At 43.3% G+C, this 18,601-nt stretch carries 18 protein-coding genes; 16 read left to right on the top strand and 2 right to left on the bottom strand.

Annotated features, from left to right (window positions below):
• The first annotated feature begins 93 nt into the window (after nt 1-93).
• The 7 genes from ruvB (at nt 94) to HMPREF2655_RS02415 (ending at nt 8,062) form a co-directional block, all read left to right on the top strand.
• Nucleotides 94-1,092: a Holliday junction branch migration DNA helicase RuvB gene (ruvB, locus tag HMPREF2655_RS02385; protein ID WP_083321214.1), complete on the top strand. Its 999-nt coding sequence runs from the start codon at nt 94-96 to the stop codon at nt 1,090-1,092.
• Complete coding sequence (locus HMPREF2655_RS02390; protein WP_042902949.1) at nt 1,073-1,657, top strand: nucleotidyltransferase family protein; 585 nt, start codon at nt 1,073-1,075, stop codon at nt 1,655-1,657. Before ruvB ends, HMPREF2655_RS02390 begins: the two co-directional genes overlap by 20 nt.
• 206 nt (nt 1,658-1,863) lie before the next feature.
• Nucleotides 1,864-2,622: an isoprenyl transferase gene (locus tag HMPREF2655_RS02395; RefSeq protein WP_000466705.1), complete on the top strand. Its 759-nt coding sequence runs from the start codon at nt 1,864-1,866 to the stop codon at nt 2,620-2,622.
• Nucleotides 2,623-2,630: 8 nt separating this feature from the next.
• The gene (locus HMPREF2655_RS02400) at nt 2,631-3,434 is read left to right on the top strand and encodes a phosphatidate cytidylyltransferase (RefSeq protein WP_000159119.1); all 804 of its coding nucleotides are present in this window, start codon (nt 2,631-2,633) and stop codon (nt 3,432-3,434) included.
• Nucleotides 3,435-3,449: 15 nt separating this feature from the next.
• On the top strand, nt 3,450-4,706 hold the full coding sequence (gene rseP / locus HMPREF2655_RS02405) for an RIP metalloprotease RseP (protein WP_070837423.1): 1,257 nt from the start codon (nt 3,450-3,452) through the stop codon (nt 4,704-4,706).
• Between the two features lie 16 nt (nt 4,707-4,722).
• Nucleotides 4,723-6,576, top strand: a complete 1,854-nt coding sequence (locus tag HMPREF2655_RS02410) for a proline--tRNA ligase (protein ID WP_070837425.1) — start codon at nt 4,723-4,725, stop codon at nt 6,574-6,576.
• Between the two features lie 106 nt (nt 6,577-6,682).
• On the top strand, nt 6,683-8,062 hold the full coding sequence (locus tag HMPREF2655_RS02415) for a glycoside hydrolase family 1 protein (protein ID WP_070837427.1): 1,380 nt from the start codon (nt 6,683-6,685) through the stop codon (nt 8,060-8,062).
• Nucleotides 8,063-8,100: 38 nt separating this feature from the next.
• Here the strand turns inward: HMPREF2655_RS02415 and HMPREF2655_RS02420 are convergent, their stop codons facing one another.
• Entirely contained in the window at nt 8,101-8,514 is a 414-nt protein-coding gene (locus HMPREF2655_RS02420) for an EamA family transporter (protein ID WP_000264208.1), read from the bottom strand.
• Between the two features lie 215 nt (nt 8,515-8,729).
• Here HMPREF2655_RS02420 and glmS point away from each other — a divergent pair, with 215 nt between their 5' ends.
• Nucleotides 8,730-10,538, top strand: coding sequence for a glutamine--fructose-6-phosphate transaminase (isomerizing) (glmS, locus tag HMPREF2655_RS02425; RefSeq protein WP_070837429.1), 1,809 nt, complete (start codon nt 8,730-8,732; stop codon nt 10,536-10,538).
• A 110-nt stretch (nt 10,539-10,648) separates the two neighbouring features.
• The gene (locus HMPREF2655_RS02430) at nt 10,649-11,701 is read left to right on the top strand and encodes an LLM class flavin-dependent oxidoreductase (RefSeq protein WP_070837431.1); all 1,053 of its coding nucleotides are present in this window, start codon (nt 10,649-10,651) and stop codon (nt 11,699-11,701) included.
• Nucleotides 11,702-11,931: 230 nt separating this feature from the next.
• Here HMPREF2655_RS02430 and HMPREF2655_RS02435 read toward each other — a convergent pair whose 3' ends face one another.
• Nucleotides 11,932-12,789 (bottom strand): 5'-nucleotidase, lipoprotein e(P4) family, encoded by an 858-nt coding sequence (locus HMPREF2655_RS02435; protein ID WP_000703383.1) that lies wholly within the window; start codon nt 12,787-12,789, stop codon nt 11,932-11,934.
• A 366-nt stretch (nt 12,790-13,155) separates the two neighbouring features.
• On the opposite strand from HMPREF2655_RS02435, the gene HMPREF2655_RS02440 reads away from it, so the two are divergent.
• From HMPREF2655_RS02440 to HMPREF2655_RS02470, 7 genes are read left to right on the top strand one after another with little or no spacing between them, the layout of a single operon-like run.
• Nucleotides 13,156-14,160, top strand: a complete 1,005-nt coding sequence (locus tag HMPREF2655_RS02440) for a uroporphyrinogen decarboxylase family protein (protein ID WP_070837433.1) — start codon at nt 13,156-13,158, stop codon at nt 14,158-14,160.
• A gap of 11 nt (nt 14,161-14,171) precedes the next feature.
• Nucleotides 14,172-14,375 carry a hypothetical protein gene (locus tag HMPREF2655_RS02445; RefSeq protein WP_000837738.1) on the top strand — a complete coding sequence of 68 codons (204 nt, stop codon included), beginning with the start codon at nt 14,172-14,174 and terminating at the stop codon, nt 14,373-14,375.
• 2 nt (nt 14,376-14,377) lie between these two features.
• Nucleotides 14,378-15,376 (top strand): uroporphyrinogen decarboxylase family protein, encoded by a 999-nt coding sequence (locus HMPREF2655_RS02450; protein WP_070837435.1) that lies wholly within the window; start codon nt 14,378-14,380, stop codon nt 15,374-15,376.
• A gap of 11 nt (nt 15,377-15,387) precedes the next feature.
• Nucleotides 15,388-16,266 (top strand): transporter substrate-binding domain-containing protein, encoded by an 879-nt coding sequence (locus HMPREF2655_RS02455; RefSeq protein ID WP_000036995.1) that lies wholly within the window; start codon nt 15,388-15,390, stop codon nt 16,264-16,266.
• A gap of 32 nt (nt 16,267-16,298) precedes the next feature.
• Nucleotides 16,299-16,991: an amino acid ABC transporter permease gene (locus tag HMPREF2655_RS02460; protein WP_070837437.1), complete on the top strand. Its 693-nt coding sequence runs from the start codon at nt 16,299-16,301 to the stop codon at nt 16,989-16,991.
• A 3-nt stretch (nt 16,992-16,994) separates the two neighbouring features.
• Nucleotides 16,995-17,717 carry an amino acid ABC transporter permease gene (locus HMPREF2655_RS02465; protein ID WP_065371548.1) on the top strand — a complete coding sequence of 241 codons (723 nt, stop codon included), beginning with the start codon at nt 16,995-16,997 and terminating at the stop codon, nt 17,715-17,717.
• A 9-nt stretch (nt 17,718-17,726) separates the two neighbouring features.
• Entirely contained in the window at nt 17,727-18,491 is a 765-nt protein-coding gene (locus HMPREF2655_RS02470) for an amino acid ABC transporter ATP-binding protein (protein WP_000942251.1), read from the top strand.
• Nucleotides 18,492-18,601: the final 110 nt, after the last annotated feature.

Here is an 18,601-nt window from a genome sequence, read left to right on the forward strand (position 1 = left end):
TTATTTTACCTTTTTCATAATAATCTCCCTAAAGAGGCCACCCAATCAGGTGGCTTTTTTGTTTGTGACTTGGATTTTTGATATAATAGAGCCATGAGTAGAATTTTAGATAATGAGATCATGGGGGATGAGGAGTTGGTAGAACGTACCCTCCGTCCCCAATATTTACGTGAATATATAGGTCAGGATAAGGTCAAGGACCAGCTGCAAATCTTTATCGAAGCTGCCAAAATGCGGGATGAAGCGCTGGACCATGTGCTCTTATTTGGGCCTCCAGGTTTGGGGAAAACGACCATGGCCTTTGTCATTGCCAATGAACTGGGAGTCAATCTCAAGCAAACGTCTGGTCCTGTCATTGAAAAAGCGGGTGATCTGGTAGCCATTTTGAATGATTTGGAACCTGGAGACGTCCTTTTTATTGACGAGATTCATCGCTTGCCCATGTCGGTGGAAGAGGTGCTTTATAGTGCCATGGAAGACTTCTACATTGATATCATGATTGGTGCTGGTGAAGGCAGTCGCAGTGTTCATTTGGACTTGCCACCATTCACCTTGATTGGGGCTACGACACGTGCGGGGATGCTCTCAAATCCTCTGCGGGCACGTTTTGGGATTACAGGTCATATGGAATACTATGCCCACGCTGACTTGACAGAGATTGTTGAGCGGACAGCAGATATTTTTGAGATGGAAATCACCCATGAGGCAGCTTCGGAGTTGGCCTTACGCAGTCGAGGAACTCCTCGTATCGCTAATCGTCTCCTCAAGCGCGTGCGTGACTTTGCGCAGATTATGGGCGATGGCTTGATTGATGATGTCATTACGGATAAGGCCTTGACTATGCTGGATGTAGACCATGAAGGTTTGGACTATGTGGACCAGAAAATCCTTCGTACCATGATTGAGATGTACGGTGGTGGTCCTGTCGGTTTAGGTACTCTCTCCGTTAATATTGCCGAGGAGCGTGAGACGGTTGAAGACATGTACGAACCTTACCTCATCCAAAAAGGTTTTATCATGCGGACAAGGTCTGGACGGGTGGCGACTGCTAAGGCATATGAGCATTTAGGTTATGAATACAATGAAAAATGAGCAAGAAATTCTAGATGCTTTCAGAGAAAATCTGGATATGATGACTATTCTGACCATCATTCGTGATCTTGATCTGAAAGATTCGTGGTTGGCGGCAGGTTCTGTCAGGAATTTCATCTGGAATCTCTTGTCTGATAAATCGCCTTTTGATAGTGAGACGGATGTGGATGTGATTTTCTTTGATCCAGATATTTCTTATGAGGAAACAGTATCCATAGAGAAAAAACTGAGAGAAGATTTTCCTCAGTATCAGTGGGAGTTGAAAAATCAGGTCTATATGCATCAGCACAGTCCCCACACTGCGCCTTACACGAGTTCTCGTGATGCTATGAGTAAGTATCCTGAACGCTGTACGGCGATAGGCCTTCGCTTGCATGCCGACGCAACTTTAGAGATCTTTGCGCCTTATGGTTTAGAGGATATTTTGAACTTTCAGATTTCCCCAACTCCTCATTTTTTAGAGAATGAAGACCGAATGAAGCTCTATCAAGAACGCTTGTCCAAGAAAAATTGGCAAGAAAAATGGAAAAATCTGACTTTCTCAAAAAACTTAAGAAAAATTTAAGTTAGGGACGGTATACTAGGTTCATAAGTTAAGAGGAACTTAACTTAAACTCCTAAAACTTTTTCATAATAATCTCCCTATAAAACTAAGTCGCCCAATCAGGCGGCTTATTTTTTGTCTTTACGGAGAGCTAATAACTTAGCAATAGAAGAAAATAGGGAAATATGGTATAATGAAACGATAGATTTTTGAATAGGAATAAGAACATGTTTGGATTTTTTAAGAAAGATAAAGCTGTAGAAGTCGAGGTTCCAACACAGGTTCCTGCTCATATTGGCATCATCATGGATGGGAATGGTCGTTGGGCTAAAAAACGGATGCAACCACGGGTTTTTGGTCATAAAGCAGGGATGGAAGCCCTCCAAAAAGTGACCAAGGCAGCTAACAAGATGGGAGTTAAGGTCATCACGGTTTATGCCTTTTCAACGGAAAATTGGACACGCCCAGATCAAGAAGTCAAGTTTATCATGAACTTGCCAGTCGAATTTTATGATAACTACGTCCCTGAATTGCACGCAAATAACGTTAAGATTCAGATGATTGGGGAGACAGATCGTTTGCCTAAGCCGACTTTTGAAGCTTTGAAAAAAGCAGAGGAATTGACTAAGAACAATACGGGCTTGATTCTCAATTTTGCGCTTAACTATGGTGGCCGTGCTGAAATTACGCAGGCTCTTAAGGGCTTGGCTCAAGATGTTCTAGATGCTAAAATAAACCCTGGTGACATCACAGAAGATATGATTGGGGACTATCTTTTCACGCAACACCTGCCAAAGGATTTGCGGGATCCTGATTTGATTATCCGTACGAGTGGTGAGTTGCGTTTAAGTAATTTCTTGCCATGGCAAGCAGCTTATAGCGAGCTTTACTTTACGGATACCTTGTGGCCTGATTTTGATGAAGCCGCCTTGCAGGAAGCTATTGCTGCTTTTAACCATCGCAATCGCCGTTTTGGAGGAGTTTAGGAGAAGATATGACCAAGGATTTACAAAAGAGAACATTGTTTGCGGTATTGGCCCTGGCAATTTTCCTTCCAGTCTTGTTTGCAGGAGGGCTCTTGTTGCAGATAGGAATTGGCTTGTTAGCCATGCTAGGCGTCCATGAACTCTTGCACATGAAGGGGCTAAAGACTATGACCATTGAGGGTGCTTTGACTCTTTTTGCGACCTTCGCTCTCACAGTTCCTTTGGAAAATTACCTAACATTTTTGCCTGTTGATGGAAATGTGGTTGCCTACAGTGTTCTGATTACCATAATGCTAGGGACGACCGTTTTCAGTAAAAACTATACGATTGAAGATGCCGCTTTTCCAATTGCTGTGAGCTTTTATGTTGGTTTTGGCTTTAATGCCTTACTAGATGCTCGGGTGGCAGGTTTTGACAAGGTACTTTTGGCTCTTTTTATCGTTTGGGCGACAGATAGCGCAGCCTACCTGACAGGGATGAATTTTGGTAAACATAAGCTGGCTCCGAGAGTTTCTCCTAATAAGAGTATTGAGGGCTTTGTCGGGGGCATTCTAGGTGCGGTACTGATAACAGTGATTTTCATGTTAGTGGACAGCACAGTTGCTCTTCCTTATGGGATTTATAGAATGAGTCTCTTTGCTGCCTTCTTCAGTGTGGCAGGTCAGTTTGGTGACTTGATTGAGAGTGCTATGAAACGCCATTTCGGTGTCAAGGATTCTGGAAAATTTATCCCTGGACATGGCGGTGTGTTGGATCGCTTTGACAGCATGCTGATTGTGTTTCCAATGATGCACTTATTCGGCCTGTTTTAAAGAAAGGAATATTGAATGATTGGATTGCTAACCTTTATCCTCGTTTTTGGGATTATTGTGGTGGTGCATGAGTTTGGACATTTTTATTTTGCCAAGAAATCAGGCATTTTAGTTCGTGAATTTGCCATTGGTATGGGGCCCAAGATTTTTTCTCATATCGGTAAGGATGGCACTGCTTATACCATTCGAATCCTTCCTCTAGGAGGCTATGTTCGTATGGCAGGCTGGGGTGATGATGCGACAGAGATCAAGACAGGAACTCCGGTCAGTTTAACACTTGCAGAGGATGGTAAGGTCAAACGGATCAACCTCTCAGGGAAGAAACTGGATCAAACGGCTCTTCCTATGCAGGTAACTCAGTTTGACTTTGAAGACAAGCTCTTTATTAAAGGCTTGGTCCTGGAAGAAGAAAAGACTTTTACAGTGGATCATGATGCAACGGTTGTTGAAGAAGATGGAACCGAAGTGCGCATCGCTCCTCTGGATGTACAGTATCAAAATGCTTCTATCTGGGGTAAGCTCATCACCAACTTTGCAGGTCCTATGAATAACTTTATCTTAGGTGTTGTTGTTTTTTGGATTTTGATCTTTTTGCAAGGCGGTGTTAGAGATACTCAGACCAATCTCTTTCATGTCATGCCAGAGGGAGCTTTGGCTAAGGTAGGTGTAGCTGAGACCGCTCAAATTACCAAGGTCGGCTCGCATGAGGTTAAGAATTGGCAAGACTTGACCCAGGCTGTGGAAGCAGATACCAAGGACAAGACAGCCCCGACCTTGGATGTGACCATTTCTGAAAATAGTAGCGAAAAACAAGTCACTGTGACGCCAGAAGAAAATCAAGGACGTTATATTCTTGGGGTTCAACCGGGGATCAAGTCAGACTTTCTATCCATGTTTGTTGGTGGATTTACAACCGCTGCTGACTCGGGGCTCCGTATCCTTTCGGCTCTGAAAAACTTGATTTTCCATCCAGATTTGAACAAACTCGGTGGTCCCGTTGCCATTTTTAAGGCAAGTAGCGATGCTGCTAAAAATGGAATTGAGAATGTCCTCTACTTCCTAGCCATGATTTCCATCAATATTGGAATTTTTAACTTGATTCCTATCCCGGCTTTGGATGGTGGAAAGATTGTGCTCAATATCCTAGAGGCTATCCGCCGGAAACCCCTTAAACAAGAAATTGAAACCTATGTCACCATGGCTGGTGTAGTTATCATGGTTGTCTTGATGCTAGCTGTAACCTGGAATGACATTATGCGACTCTTTTTTTAGATAATCGAGGAATATTATGAAACAAAGTAAAATGCTAATCCCAACGCTTCGCGAAATGCCAAGCGATGCTCAAGTTATCAGCCACGCCCTTATGTTGCGTGCTGGTTATGTTCGTCAAGTTTCTGCCGGTGTTTATTCTTACCTGCCACTCGCTAACCGTGTGATTGAAAAGGCTAAAAACATTATGCGCCAAGAGTTTGATAAGATTGGTGCGGTGGAAATGTTGGCTCCGGCCCTTCTCAGTGCCGATCTTTGGCGTGAATCAGGTCGTTATGAAACCTATGGTGAAGACCTTTATAAACTGAAAAACCGTGAAAAGTCAGACTTTATCCTAGGTCCTACACACGAAGAAACTTTTACAGCTATTGTTCGTGACTCTGTGAAATCTTACAAGCAATTGCCACTTAACCTTTACCAAATCCAACCGAAATACCGTGATGAAAAACGTCCACGTAACGGACTTCTCCGTACGCGTGAATTTATCATGAAAGACGGCTATAGTTTCCATGCTAATTACGATAGTTTGGATGTGACATATGACGAGTACAAGGCAGCCTATGAACGTATTTTTACTCGTAGTGGCTTGGACTTCAAGGCCATCATCGGTGATGGTGGCGCTATGGGTGGTAAGGATAGCCAAGAATTTATGGCCATTACACCAGCCCGTACAGACCTCGACCGCTGGGTTGTCTTAGACAAGTCAGTTGCCTCATTTGATGAAATTCCTGCAGAAGTGCAAGAAGAAATCAAGGCAGAATTGCTCAAATGGATGGTTTCTGGTGAAGACACTATTGCCTACTCAAGTGAGTCTAGCTATGCAGCTAACTTAGAAATGGCAACAAACGAGTACAAACCAAGTAACCGTGTCGTTGCGGAAGAAGAAGTGACTCGCGTCGAAACTCCAGGTGTTAAATCCATCGATGAAGTGGCAGCCTTCCTTAACGTGCCAGAAGAGCAAACGATTAAAACTCTCTTCTACATGGCAGATGGTGAGCTTGTTGCAGCCCTTCTAGTTGGAAATGACCAACTCAATGAAGTCAAGTTGAAAAACCACTTGGGAGCAGATTTCTTTGATGTTGCGAGCGAGGAAGAAGTAGCAAGTGCCGTCCCAGCAGGCTTTGGTTCGCTTGGACCAGTTGCTTTGCCAGAAAATGTGAAAATCATTGCAGACCGTAAGGTACAAGATGTTCGCAATGCTGTTGTGGGGGCTAACGAAGATGGTTACCACTTGACGGGTGTGAACCCAGGTCGTGATTTCACTGCAGAATACGTGGATATCCGCGAAGTTCGTGAGGGTGAAATTTCACCAGACGGACAAGGCGTTCTTAACTTCGCGCGTGGTATCGAGATTGGTCATATTTTCAAACTCGGAACTCGTTATTCAGCAAGCATGGGTGCAGATGTTTTGGACGAAAACGGCCGTGCGATCCCAATCATCATGGGCTGTTATGGTATCGGTGTTAGTCGTCTTCTCTCAGCAGTTATGGAGCAACACGCTCGCCTCTTTGTTAACAAAACTCCAAAAGGTGAATACCGTTACGCTTGGGGAGTTAACTTCCCTAAAGAATTGGCGCCATTCGATGTGCATTTGATTCCAGTTAATGTCAAGGATGAAGAAAGTCTTTCATTGACAAATCGTATCGAAGAAGCTTTGGTAAATAAAGGTTACGAAGTCTTGACAGATGACCGTAACGAACGTGTCGGGGTTAAATTCAGCGATAGCGACTTGATTGGTCTTCCAATCCGTATCACTGTTGGGAAGAAAGCAGCTGATGGTATCGTAGAAGTTAAGATCAAGGCAACTGGTGACACCATTGAAGTTCACGCAGACAACTTGCTCGAAACCCTTGAAATCCTAAGCAAGAAATAAAAACTATAATCAGAAGAAAAACAAGGCAAAAATGTAACTAGTTTTTACCTTGTTTTTTCTATATAATGAGAGTGAAGAATACATCATCAAGTTAAGAGGTATAAGTATGTTAAAATTTCCAAAGGATTTTGTCTGGGGTTCCTCTACTTCTGGACCGCAGACAGAAGGAAGAGTGCCTGGCGACGGAAAGGGAGACAATCTCTGGGATTATTGGTTCCAAGTAGAGCCAAATCGTTACTACAATGGAATTGGACCTGACAAAACATCGACTTTTTACGAAAACTGGGAAAAGGATATTGAGCTTCTTGTAGAAACAGGTCATACAGCCTTTCGTACTTCTATCCAGTGGTCTCGCATTTTCCCACAAGGCCGTGGAAAAGTCAATCCACAAGGTGTGGCTTTCTACCGTCAGGTTTTTGAAGCCATTAAGGCCAAGGGCATTCGTCTCTTAGTCAATCTCTATCACTTTGACCTGCCTTTTGCCCTGCAAGAAGATGGGGATGGTTGGGAAAATAAGGCGACCGTCTCAGCCTATGAAGACTATGCTCGTTTTTGTTTTGAGACTTACGGTGACTTGGTGGACCAATGGATTACGTTTAACGAGCCCATCGTACCTGTAGAGTTTGGCTATTTCTATGATGCCCACTATCCTCATAAGGTAGATGCCAAAGCAGCGGTTAAGGTAGCCTATCACACACAACTGGCTAGTAGTCTTGCGGTGAAGGCCTGTCATGAGGTCCTGCCTGATTCTAAGATTGGGATTGTCCTCAACTTGACACCAGCCTACCCACGTAGCCAGCATCCTGCGGATGTGAAAGCCGCTCGTATTGCGGATCTCTTTCAAGCCCAGTCTTTCCTAGATCCATCTGTCTTGGGAACTTATCCAGAAGAATTAGTGGAGATTTTAGCTGGGCATGATTTGCTGCCAGATTCTACAGCAGAAGAGTTGAACCTCATTCGTGAACATACAGTAGACTTTCTTGGAGTCAACTACTACCAACCTTTGCGCGTCATGGCTCCACGTTTTGCTAAACATCCTGATAGCCCGCTTTTGCCAGAGCATTTCTATGAGCCTTATGTCATGCCAGGCCGTAAAATTAATCCACACCGTGGTTGGGAAATCTACGAGCAAGGGATTTACCATATCGCCCAAAACATCAAGGAAAACTATGGCAATATCGAGTGGATGCTGACAGAGAATGGCATGGGTGTTGAAGGTGAAGATAAATTCCGTGTGAATGGCATGATTCAGGACGACTATCGTATCGACTTTGTCAAAGGGCATCTTCGTGAACTCCATCGTGCGATTGAAGACGGAGCCAATTGTAAGGGCTACTTGATTTGGACCTTTATCGACTGTTGGTCATGGCTCAATAGCTATAAAAACCGCTATGGTTTGGTTGAATTAGACTTGGAAACACAAGAACGCCGTCTGAAGAAATCAGGCCACTGGTTCAAGGAACTCAGCGACCGTAATGGATTTTAAGAATAAAAAGAGTGAGATGGTGTTCATCTCACTTTTTATTACAATATCATCACCAAGGTCCCAATCGTAATCAGGATACAGCCAATAATTGTTTTAAACGTCAGGACATCCTGTAGGAAGAAAAAGGCTAGAACGAGGGTAATGACGAGACTGAATTTATCGACAGCAGATACCTCAGTCGCATTGCCCATCTGCAAGGCCTTGTAGTAGCAGAGCCAGGAGGCGCCAGTGGCCAAGCCAGATAAGATGAGAAAGAGCCAACTTTTTCTACTGATGTTGACAATTTCGGTCTGACTATTGGTCAAGAAAACCATGGCCCAGGCCATAAGAATGACGACGACTGTACGAATAGCGGTTGCTAGATTGGATGGGACTCCTTCAATCCCAATCTTGGCTAAAATTGACGTTAAGGCTGCAAAGATAGCTGATAAAAGTGCGAAGAAAAACCACATGGCAAATACCTCCTCCCCTTATTATAAGTAATTGATACCGACTTGTCAGGTATCAAGTGAAATCTTGATAAAATACCAGATAGAAAAACTATACCAATTTTTATTCTTGACAAGTGAGAAAAACAAGTATATACTGTTTTTGCTGATTCCGTAAAGCGAGAATTAGACTATACCAATTTAAGGAGAAAGCACAGCTGGTCTGTGTCGTATATACTATGTGTGGAATTGTTGGCGTTGTTGGAAACACAAATGCAACTGATATTTTGATTCAAGGGCTTGAAAAGCTCGAATACCGTGGCTATGATTCTGCGGGAATTTTTGTCCTAGGTGGTGCTGAAAATCATCTAGTCAAGGCTGTCGGTCGTATCGCAGAATTGTCTGCCAAGACAGCAGGTGTTGAGGGAACAACTGGTATCGGACATACGCGTTGGGCGACTCACGGGAAACCAACGGAAGACAATGCTCACCCACATCGCTCTGAGACTGAACGTTTTGTCTTGGTGCATAACGGGGTGATTGAAAACTACCTTGAAATCAAGGAAGAATACCTTACCGGTCACCACTTCAAGGGGCAAACAGATACGGAAATCGCTGTTCACTTGATTGGGAAATTTGCAGAAGAAGATGGTTTGTCAGTTCTTGAAGCCTTCAAAAAAGCCCTTCACATCATCCGTGGTTCTTATGCCTTTGCCTTGATTGACTCTGAAAATCCAGATGTCATCTATGTCGCTAAGAACAAATCGCCACTTTTGATTGGTCTTGGAGAAGGCTATAACATGGTCTGCTCTGATGCTATGGCCATGATTCGTGAGACCAACCAATACATGGAAATTCATGACCAAGAGTTGGTAATCGTCAAGGCTGACAGCGTCGAAGTTCAAGACTATGATGGTAACAGTCGTGAGCGTGCTAGCTACACTGCCGAACTTGACCTGTCTGATATCGGTAAGGGAACTTATCCTTACTACATGCTCAAGGAAATCGACGAGCAACCAACGGTTATGCGTAAACTCATCCAAGCCTACACGGATGAGGCAGGTCAAGTTGTTGTAGATCCAGCTATCATCAAGGCTGTTCAAGATGCAGATCGCATCTACATCCTTGCAGCTGGGACATCTTACCACGCAGGATTTGCTTCTAAGAAGATGCTGGAAGAGTTGACGGATACACCTGTTGAACTTGGAATTTCATCTGAGTGGGGCTATGGTATGCCACTTCTCAGCAAAAAACCACTCTTCATCTTTATCAGCCAGTCTGGTGAAACAGCGGATAGCCGTCAGGTTTTGGTCAAGGCTAATGAAATGGGAATCCCGAGCTTGACAGTGACCAACGTGCCAGGTTCAACCCTTTCACGTGAAGCCAACCATACTATGTTGCTTCACGCGGGTCCTGAAATTGCTGTGGCTTCAACCAAGGCCTACACAGCACAAATCGCAGCACTTGCCTTCCTTGCAAAAGCAGTCGGAGAAGCAAACGGCAATGCTAAAGCGCAAGCCTTTGACCTGGTTCATGAGTTGTCAATCGTAGCTCAGTCTATCGAATCAACTCTTTCTGAAAAAGAAACCATTGATGCTAAAGTTCATGAGCTTCTTGAAACAACACGCAACGCCTTTTACATTGGACGTGGTCAAGATTACTACGTAGCCATGGAAGCCAGTCTTAAGCTAAAAGAGATTTCTTACATCCAGTGTGAAGGCTTTGCAGCAGGAGAACTCAAGCACGGGACCATTGCCTTGATTGAAGAAGGAACGCCTGTCTTGGCCCTCTTGTCAGATCCAGTCCTTGCTAACCATACTCGTGGAAATATCCAAGAGGTCGCAGCCCGTGGTGCCAAGGTTCTCACTATTGCAGAAGAGAATGTTGCTAAAGAGACAGACGATATCGTCCTTACGACCGTCCACCCTTACCTCTCACCAATCTCAATGGTCGTACCAACGCAATTGGTCGCTTACTTTGCAACACTCCACCGTGGCCTTGATGTGGACAAACCACGTAACCTTGCTAAGTCAGTAACAGTAGAATAAGCTAAGAAAGTCTAGTTCATCTAGACTTTTTCTAATGAGCAAATGTATTGAAAATAAAACTAATTAGTGATAAAATACCCTAAAACTAAAAGAGATAGCGAGGAAACGGGATGGTAGAATTAGGAATTTCAACATTTGGTGAAACAACAGCTCTGGAAGCGACTGGGCAACTTTACAGTCATGATGAACGCATTCGTCAGCTGGTGGCAGAGATAGAGCTGGCTGATAAGGTTGGTTTGGATGTGTACGGGATTGGGGAGCATCATCGGGAGGACTTTGCGGTATCGGCGCCAGAGATTGTTCTTGCAGCTGGTGCAGTCAATACCAAGAAAATTCGTTTGACGAGTGCAGTCAGCATACTCTCGAGTATGGATCCGATTCGCTTGTTCCAACAATATGCTACCATCGATGCCTTGTCAAATGGACGTGCAGAGATTATGGCTGGGCGTGGTTCATTTACCGAGTCTTTCCCACTGTTTGGCTATGACTTGAAAGACTATGAAGCTCTCTTTGATGAGAAATTAGACATGCTCCAGTTAGTCAATGAAAAGACCAAGATAGACTGGCAAGGTCAATTGACCCAAAGCATTGCTGGAAAAGAAGTCTATCCCCGTCCAGTTCAGGACAAATTGCCATTGTGGGTGGCGACAGGTGGCCATGTCGAATCAACAGTGAAGATTGCTCGGGCAGGGCTGCCGATTGTCTATGCCATTATCGGTGGTAATCCGCGTTATTTTAAAAAATTGATTCAAGCTTATCGTGAGATTGGAAGGGATGCCGGTCATGCGGATAAAGACCTGAAAGTGGGTGCTCATTCTTGGGGTTGGATTGCTGAGGATGGCGAACAGGCTGTAAAAGATTATTTCCATCCGACTAAGCAAGTGGTTGATGCGATTTCCAAGGACCGTCCACACTGGCAGGAGTTGACCTATGAGCAATATTTGGAGCAAGTTAGTCCAAATGGTGCCATGTTTGTGGGAAATCCAGATCAGGTAGCAGAAAAATTGATTCGCATGATTGAGGATTTAGACTTGGACCGTTTCATGCTCCATCTACCGCTTGGTTCTATGCCACATGATCAAGTTTTGAGAGCTATTGAACTCTTCGGCACGCAAGTGGCGCCCAAAATACGTGCTTACTTTGCCATGAAAGAGGGGTTATAAAAAAATTTAATCGGTTGAGTCGATTGGTGAGGAACACCCATGGATTCAGCAACAGGTGGAAGTGGTACAAGGGGTAGAGCATACTATCTAGTGGAATATATACTAGTTTATACCAAGTACAAGATAAAATAGCAAAAAAGACGATCTCCGTTTGGAAATCGTCTTTTTTTGATATTCTCGTAAATACGATATCTTGTGGTTGGTGTAAACTGGTAGATAGATCTCTTATTTTATTTATCAAAACCTTGTAAGTTTTTTTGGCGCTCTTCAGTTTGACCCTTGGCATCCAATTTATTACCATTGTAGACAGTGCTTTCCCATGATCCGTACATTGGGTTAGGGAAAATGATGAATTTCTCACCAAACTCTTTTTGTAATTCCTCTAATTTTTGGTCGCGCTCAGTTTCAGAGGTCTTTGAAAACTCTGCAAAGTCCACAAGATTGTCTCCTAGTAGCATGACTAAGTTGGTTTTTTCTTGGACTGCTTGTCTACGACCTTCTTTAGATTTGACGCCTTTTTCTAAGAACATGAGATGATCGCGGCTTTGTACAGGAATTCCTTCATTTTCTAGGTTTTTGATCGTATCATCTACCTGATCTATCGTGCGGTCAGATACATAGTAAATTTGGACACCGTTTTGGTCTGCAAATTGGAGAAAATCTTTAGCACCTGGTACAGCCTTGGCTGCGGCCTTTTTTACCCAGACATCCCAGTTTTCTGGGGTAAATGCTGTTCCGTCTTTGACATTTTGTGCTTGATAAGGACTGTTGTCTAATACGGTTTCGTCCAAGTCCAAAACGATAGAGTAGGGTTTATCTGTCTGTGTTTTTAGTAGTTCTTTCAAACGATCAGTAGCGACATTATAGCCTTGTAGATAGAGTGCCTTGGTTTCAGCTGCTTTTTGATACCAAAGAGTTGACATAGTATTTTCTCTTGAACGCAACTGATCATAGGTCATTGTAACCTGATTATCAGATGTACTACTTTGTGTTGTCTGTGAATTTGCCGAATTTGTGCCACAGCCAGTCAGTAAAATGACGGAAGCAAGTGTAGAAGCAATTGTAATGGTAACTTTGGATATTTTCATAATCCCATCCTCCTAATAATAGTCTACTAATATTGTAGCGTTTTCACGGGATTTGTGCAAGGGAATATCGAGAGAAAATAAATTTTTCACTAGTAATTTGGTATTAGGATAAAATTATGTACTTAATTTGGGAATGAAGATAGATATAAAAAAATCCAATCGGCTTGATAGAAAATCTATATCAACTCCTTTTTGAAAAATAGATGAAAATAAAGTGAATCTTTGAAAGGCTAGTAACATCAAGCTTTTCAGGGATTTTTTCTTTATTGATATAAAAATTTCTAATCGAGTTGATAGTCAATATATATTGGGAAAAGGGGAAAAGGAGTGGTAAGATGGTTTCAATTCAAATGGAAGGAGAGAGGTATGGCAAGTAAAAGAGATCTAGTCTTTAGAGCGATCCGAGGCGATGAAGTGGAAAGAGTTCCTGTGGGATTTTGGTTTCATTTTGTAACACTCGAAGAAAAGGGGCAGGGATTAAATAATCCACGTATCTTTCAAAAAAGTGTTGACGGGCATCGCAACTATGTAGAAAGGATTCGCCCTGATTTTGTCAAAATTATGAGCGACGGTTTTTTCCTTTATCCAAGTAATGTCTATAGTCCTAAGATTGCAAGCATTCAGGAGCTGACTTCTATTGAGTCGATTGGTGAGGAACACCCATGGATTCAGCAACAGGTGGAAGTGGTACAAGCGATTCGAGAGACCTTTACCGAAGAGATTGCTTCTTTCTACAATATCTTTTCACCGATCTCTTACCTCAAGCGCTGGTTCCGTACAGAAACTTCGCGAGGTGATAAGGAAGTAGCTGATCTATTGCTTGAAAATCCTGAGCAATTTAGAGCGATTCTAGATGTGATTGCAGGAGATATTGCTATCCTAACTCAGAAAATCATCCAGGAAGGTGGAGTCGATGGGATTTATCTTAGCACCCAGGAAATTCAAGATGAGCGCATCACACAAGCACTCTACCAAACCTATATCGAACCGAGCAATATAGTGATTTTGGAAGCAGCTAATCAGGTGGGTGGGATCAATATCCTCCATATTTGTGGTTTTGAAGGTGCGAGCAATGATGTGACGATATTTAAGGACTATCCAGCTCAAGTGGTCAACTGGGCGACCCACCATGAGGATGTTAGTTTGACACAGGGGCAAGAGTTGTTTCCAGGCAAGGCCGTTTTAGGTGGATTTGAAAATGGCAAGAAAAGCTTGCTTTATCAAGGTTCCAAGGCGGAATTGCAAAATGAAACAAGGCGGTTGCTGGCTGAAGCTGGTAGTAAAGGAGTTCTTCTGGGAGCTGACTGTACTGTTCCAGATGACTTTGACTTAGAGAGGTTGGACTGGATTCGGCAGGCAGCTGTTCTCTAAAAGGAGGAGCTATGAAAAGTAAAAGATGGGGCATCTTCATTGCAGTTGTCGGTTTGCTGGCTTTGGTTGCCATAAGTGTTGTAAAAAATGGGCACTGCAAAAATGGAGAGAGATGTCGTGGAGTTCAGGATTTTTCCAGGTCCAGTCTCCCCTTTCTACGCTCGAATGATATCGCAAGCAGTTTATTAGTTGAAAAAGTAAGAAATGGAGAATAAGAATGTCAGAAAAAAAAGAATGGGTTTTAAAAGCATTTAGAGGTGAAAAGGTTGAACGTGTGCCAGTTGGCTTTTGGCACCATTTCACATCCGAAGACGAATGGCTACACGGTTTCTCAAATCCAGTCATTATCGAGAAGAATATTGAGGGCCATAAGCGCTTTATACGAGAAGTTCAGCCAGACTTTATCAAACTCATGAGTGATGGCTACTTTGCTTATCCAAATCCAGCGATTGCCAAAGGAAAATCACTTCAAGAATTGGCAGCCATTCAACCACTCGGACCAGATCATGCTTGGATAAAAGAGCAGGTGGACTTGGTTAAGAAAATCAAGCAAGAGTTTACAGAAGATATCGTTGCGATTTACAATATTTTTGCTCCTGTGACCTATCTCAAGTGGCTGCTGGGGGAAGTGTCTGGTGGCGATGACCTCATTGCTGATTTTTTGGTGGAAGATCCTAAAGCTCTTAAGAAGGTGTTGGATGTGATTGCAGAGGATATTGCGAGTCTCAGCCGAGCTGTTATCGAAGAGGCTGGTGCTGATGGAATCTATCTCAGCGTGCAGAGTATCCAAGATCAACGAGTGTCGGCAGCAGATTATCAAGCCGTCATTGCACCTAGCGAGATAACGGTTCTGGAAGCAGCTAGTGCTGTTGGTGGAGTCACAGTTCTTCATATCTGTGGCTACGAGGGAGCGCGAAATGATATTCACCTTTTTGCAGACTATCCAGCCCAAGTCTTTAACTGGGCTGTAGGACCAGAGGGAATCACTCTCAAGGAAGGTCGTGAGATTTTCAAGGGACGTACGGTTCTTGGAGGATTTGAAAATGGCAAGACAGGCTTACTGTATACTGGTAGCAAGGATGCCATTCAGGCTGAAGCAAAGAAACTAGTTGCAGAAGCTGGGGAACAGGGCTTGGTACTTGGGGCAGATTGTACCATTCCAAGTGATATCGCAGTTGAACGTATCCAGTGGGTGAGAGAAGCGCTTGAAAACTAAAGGAGAAAAAGATGAGTAAAAAAGCATGGATTATCGGTGGTGTAGCAGTGGTTGCAGTAATTGGGGCAACGATTATCGGGAGAAGTTTAGCTGGTGCTCCAGCCAAGGATGGAGAAATGGCTTCGTCTGCTGAAGTTATAACCTTGAAGGTTGCCCATACACAAAACTATGTACCTTATGACTTTGTCAATGAAAAAGGGGAATCAGATGGTTATGAGGTAGCTGTTTTGAAGGCTGTTGATGAGAAGTTGGCAAACTATCAATTTGAATATACGGGTACCAGTGATGATGACCTCTTGATTGGTCTGGAATCAGGTAAGTATGACATCGGAACCAAGGGAGCTTGGTACACAGATGAACGAGCTAAAAAGTTTGTCATTCCATCTGAACCAGTCGGAGCGAGCATCATCGGATTTACTGTCAGAAAAGAAGATGAACAGAAATACAAAACCATTGATGACTTTGCTAAGAATAAAGGGAAATTGGTTCCCATCTCTCCACAGAATGCTCAATGGAATGTTATCACCAGCTACAATGAAAAACATCAGGATGCACCGATTGAGCTAACAGCAGCTGAATCCTTTAAAGTGGCAGATGCCTATGCCTGGGTCTTAGAAGGACGTTATGACGCCTTCTTTGATATCAAACTGTCCTTTGAAAAAGCAGTTACCGCAGAAGATGGCCCTTACCACCAATATGCGGATAAACTCAGCTGGTTCCCTTACAAGGGCATTCCAACTTATCCCTTGATTCACCGTGATGAAAAGGGTGAGAAATTCGCTAAAGAATACGAAAAAGCAATCAAAGAGTTGAAAGAAGATGGCACGCTTGCTAAGCTATCTCAGCAATACTTTAAAGAAGATGTCTTTAGTTACGTAGACAAAGACTAGACCAGAAATTCCAAGACTAGAAAGGGTTTTGCATGGTTTCTTATGATTTTTCCAAGGTCTTTCAGTTTTTGCCGACTTTATGGCAGGCACTTCCTATGACCTTGTCCATTCTTTTTTTTACCACTCTTCTTGGATCCCTTTTTGGAGGTCTCTTGGCCTGGGCACAAGTAGGAGAAGACAAGAGTTTTGCAGCGATTTCCAAAGGCTATATCTTTACCCTACGTTGTACACCGCCGATTGTCTTGCTTTTTCTAGTCTTTTATGGCTTGCCAGAATTTCTGAAATGGTGGCTTGGTTTGGATATCAACAACTGGTCTAAAACTATTTTTGTTCTCCTGACGATGATTCTCTTGTTTGCGGCTATTGTTGCCGAGGTCTTCAAGGCGGCCTATCAAGCTATTCCAAAGGGGCAGACAGAGGCCGGGCTTAGTATTGGTTTGACTCTAAGTCAGACTTTTTGGAGAATCATTTTTCCTCAAGCTTTTCAAGTTGCTCTTCCCAATATAACGACCGCTATTCTCAATCTCATGCGGGATGCTGCCTTGGCCTATACGATTGGTTTTGTTGATGTTATGGGGGCAGGCAATCTCTTGATCAGTCGCAATTTAGGGAACTACTCTCTGGAAACCTATACGGCAGTTGCACTTCTTTACTGGGGGATTGCCTTGGTTATTTCTAGCTTGAGCCGTTTGCTTGAGAAGTCTTTGGAAACAAAAGGGAGGTAAGAAATGGATATAGACTATATTGTAAAGACCTTTCTGGAGACCTTGAAGGGTGTGCCAATCACCTTGATTATCATGATTGTGGCTATGGTCTTAAGCTTTTTACCGGCTCTATTTTTAGCCTTGGGGCAGATTTACAAGGTTCGAGGGGTGAGGAGTTTTTCTCTGGTCTATCTGGCCTTTATCCGAGCGACTCCACCGATTTTATTGATTCTCTTCTTTTATAGTTTGTTTCCAAGCCTGCTGAATCAATTTCTCAAAAGCATAGGAAGTGACCTTGATATTTTCAAGCTTGATCCTCTCTACTATGCCTTTATCATTTATAGTTTGATGACAGTCGGGAGTTTGTCGGAGATTTTGCGTTCAGCTATCTTGACGGTGGACAAGGGACAACTAGAGGCAGCGCATGCGATTGGCTTGACTACGACCCAGGCCTATCTAAGGATTGTTTTTCCTCAAGCCTTGCGCTCAGCCTTGCCTAACTTGGCCAATCTGGTGATCAATATCGTCAAAGGAACCTCCCTGGTCTTTGTTATGACCATCAAGGACATCACCGCTATTGCTCGTGTAGAAGCGTCCTACGGCTACCAGTATTTTGAGTCTTATTTTGTAATATTTTTGCAGTATATTTTGATCTGTGGTTTGATTCAGTGGGGCTTTTATGTATTAGAAAAAGGCTATGAGAAAAAAGAAAAGAGAGCGAAAGCATCTAGCGCGCGTTTTGTATAGGAGGACAGGATGTTACAAGTAGAACATATCGCAAAAACATTTGGAGAGAGGCAGGTCCTGGAGGATGTCAATCTCCAGGTTAACCAAGGGGATGTCGTCGTTATTTTAGGACCATCAGGTTCGGGGAAAACGACCTTTCTCCGTTGTCTCAACCACTTAGAAAAAGCTGATAGTGGCCGTTTGACCTTGGCAGGAAAAACCTATGACTTGGCCAAATTAAGCAAGAAAGACATTCTAGAAATTCGCCAAAAAACAGCCTTTGTTTTCCAACACTACAATCTCTTTGCAAACAAAACTGCTCTGGAAAATATTCTAGAAGGTCTAATCGTAGCTCGTAAAGTTCCCAAGGAAGAAGCACTTAAACGTGCAGAATCTGCCTTGGAAAAAGTTGGTTTACTGGCCTATAAGGACTACTACCCTTCACAACTATCTGGAGGGCAACAACAACGAATAGGAATTGCGCGTGCCATTGCCGTCAAGCCCGAGGTCATTTTGCTGGATGAACCAACGTCAGCACTAGACCCTGAGTTGGTTGGAGATGTTTTGGATGTTCTGAAACAGTTGGCGGGAGAAGGTGTGACCATGGTGGTCGTCACGCATGAGATGGGATTTGCTAGAGATGTCGCTAACCACGTTATTTTCATGGATGGAGGCCGTATCGTAGAGGAAAATAATCCCCACGATTTCTTTAGTCGTCCACAAGAAGAACGAACCAAGCAGTTCCTGGCTCGTATCTTATCAGATGCTAGCTATAGTGTAGAATATATGATTTGATAGATAAGTGTATCATAAAAACAACACCCCATGACTAGAAGATTCTTCTGACCATGGGGTGTTTTTTCTATAGGAGGGCTAGGTTATATTCTTTGAAAATCTCTTCAAAC

This window comes from Streptococcus sp. HMSC066F01 (assembly GCF_001837335.1).
Lineage (GTDB): Bacteria > Bacillota > Bacilli > Lactobacillales > Streptococcaceae > Streptococcus > Streptococcus oralis_S.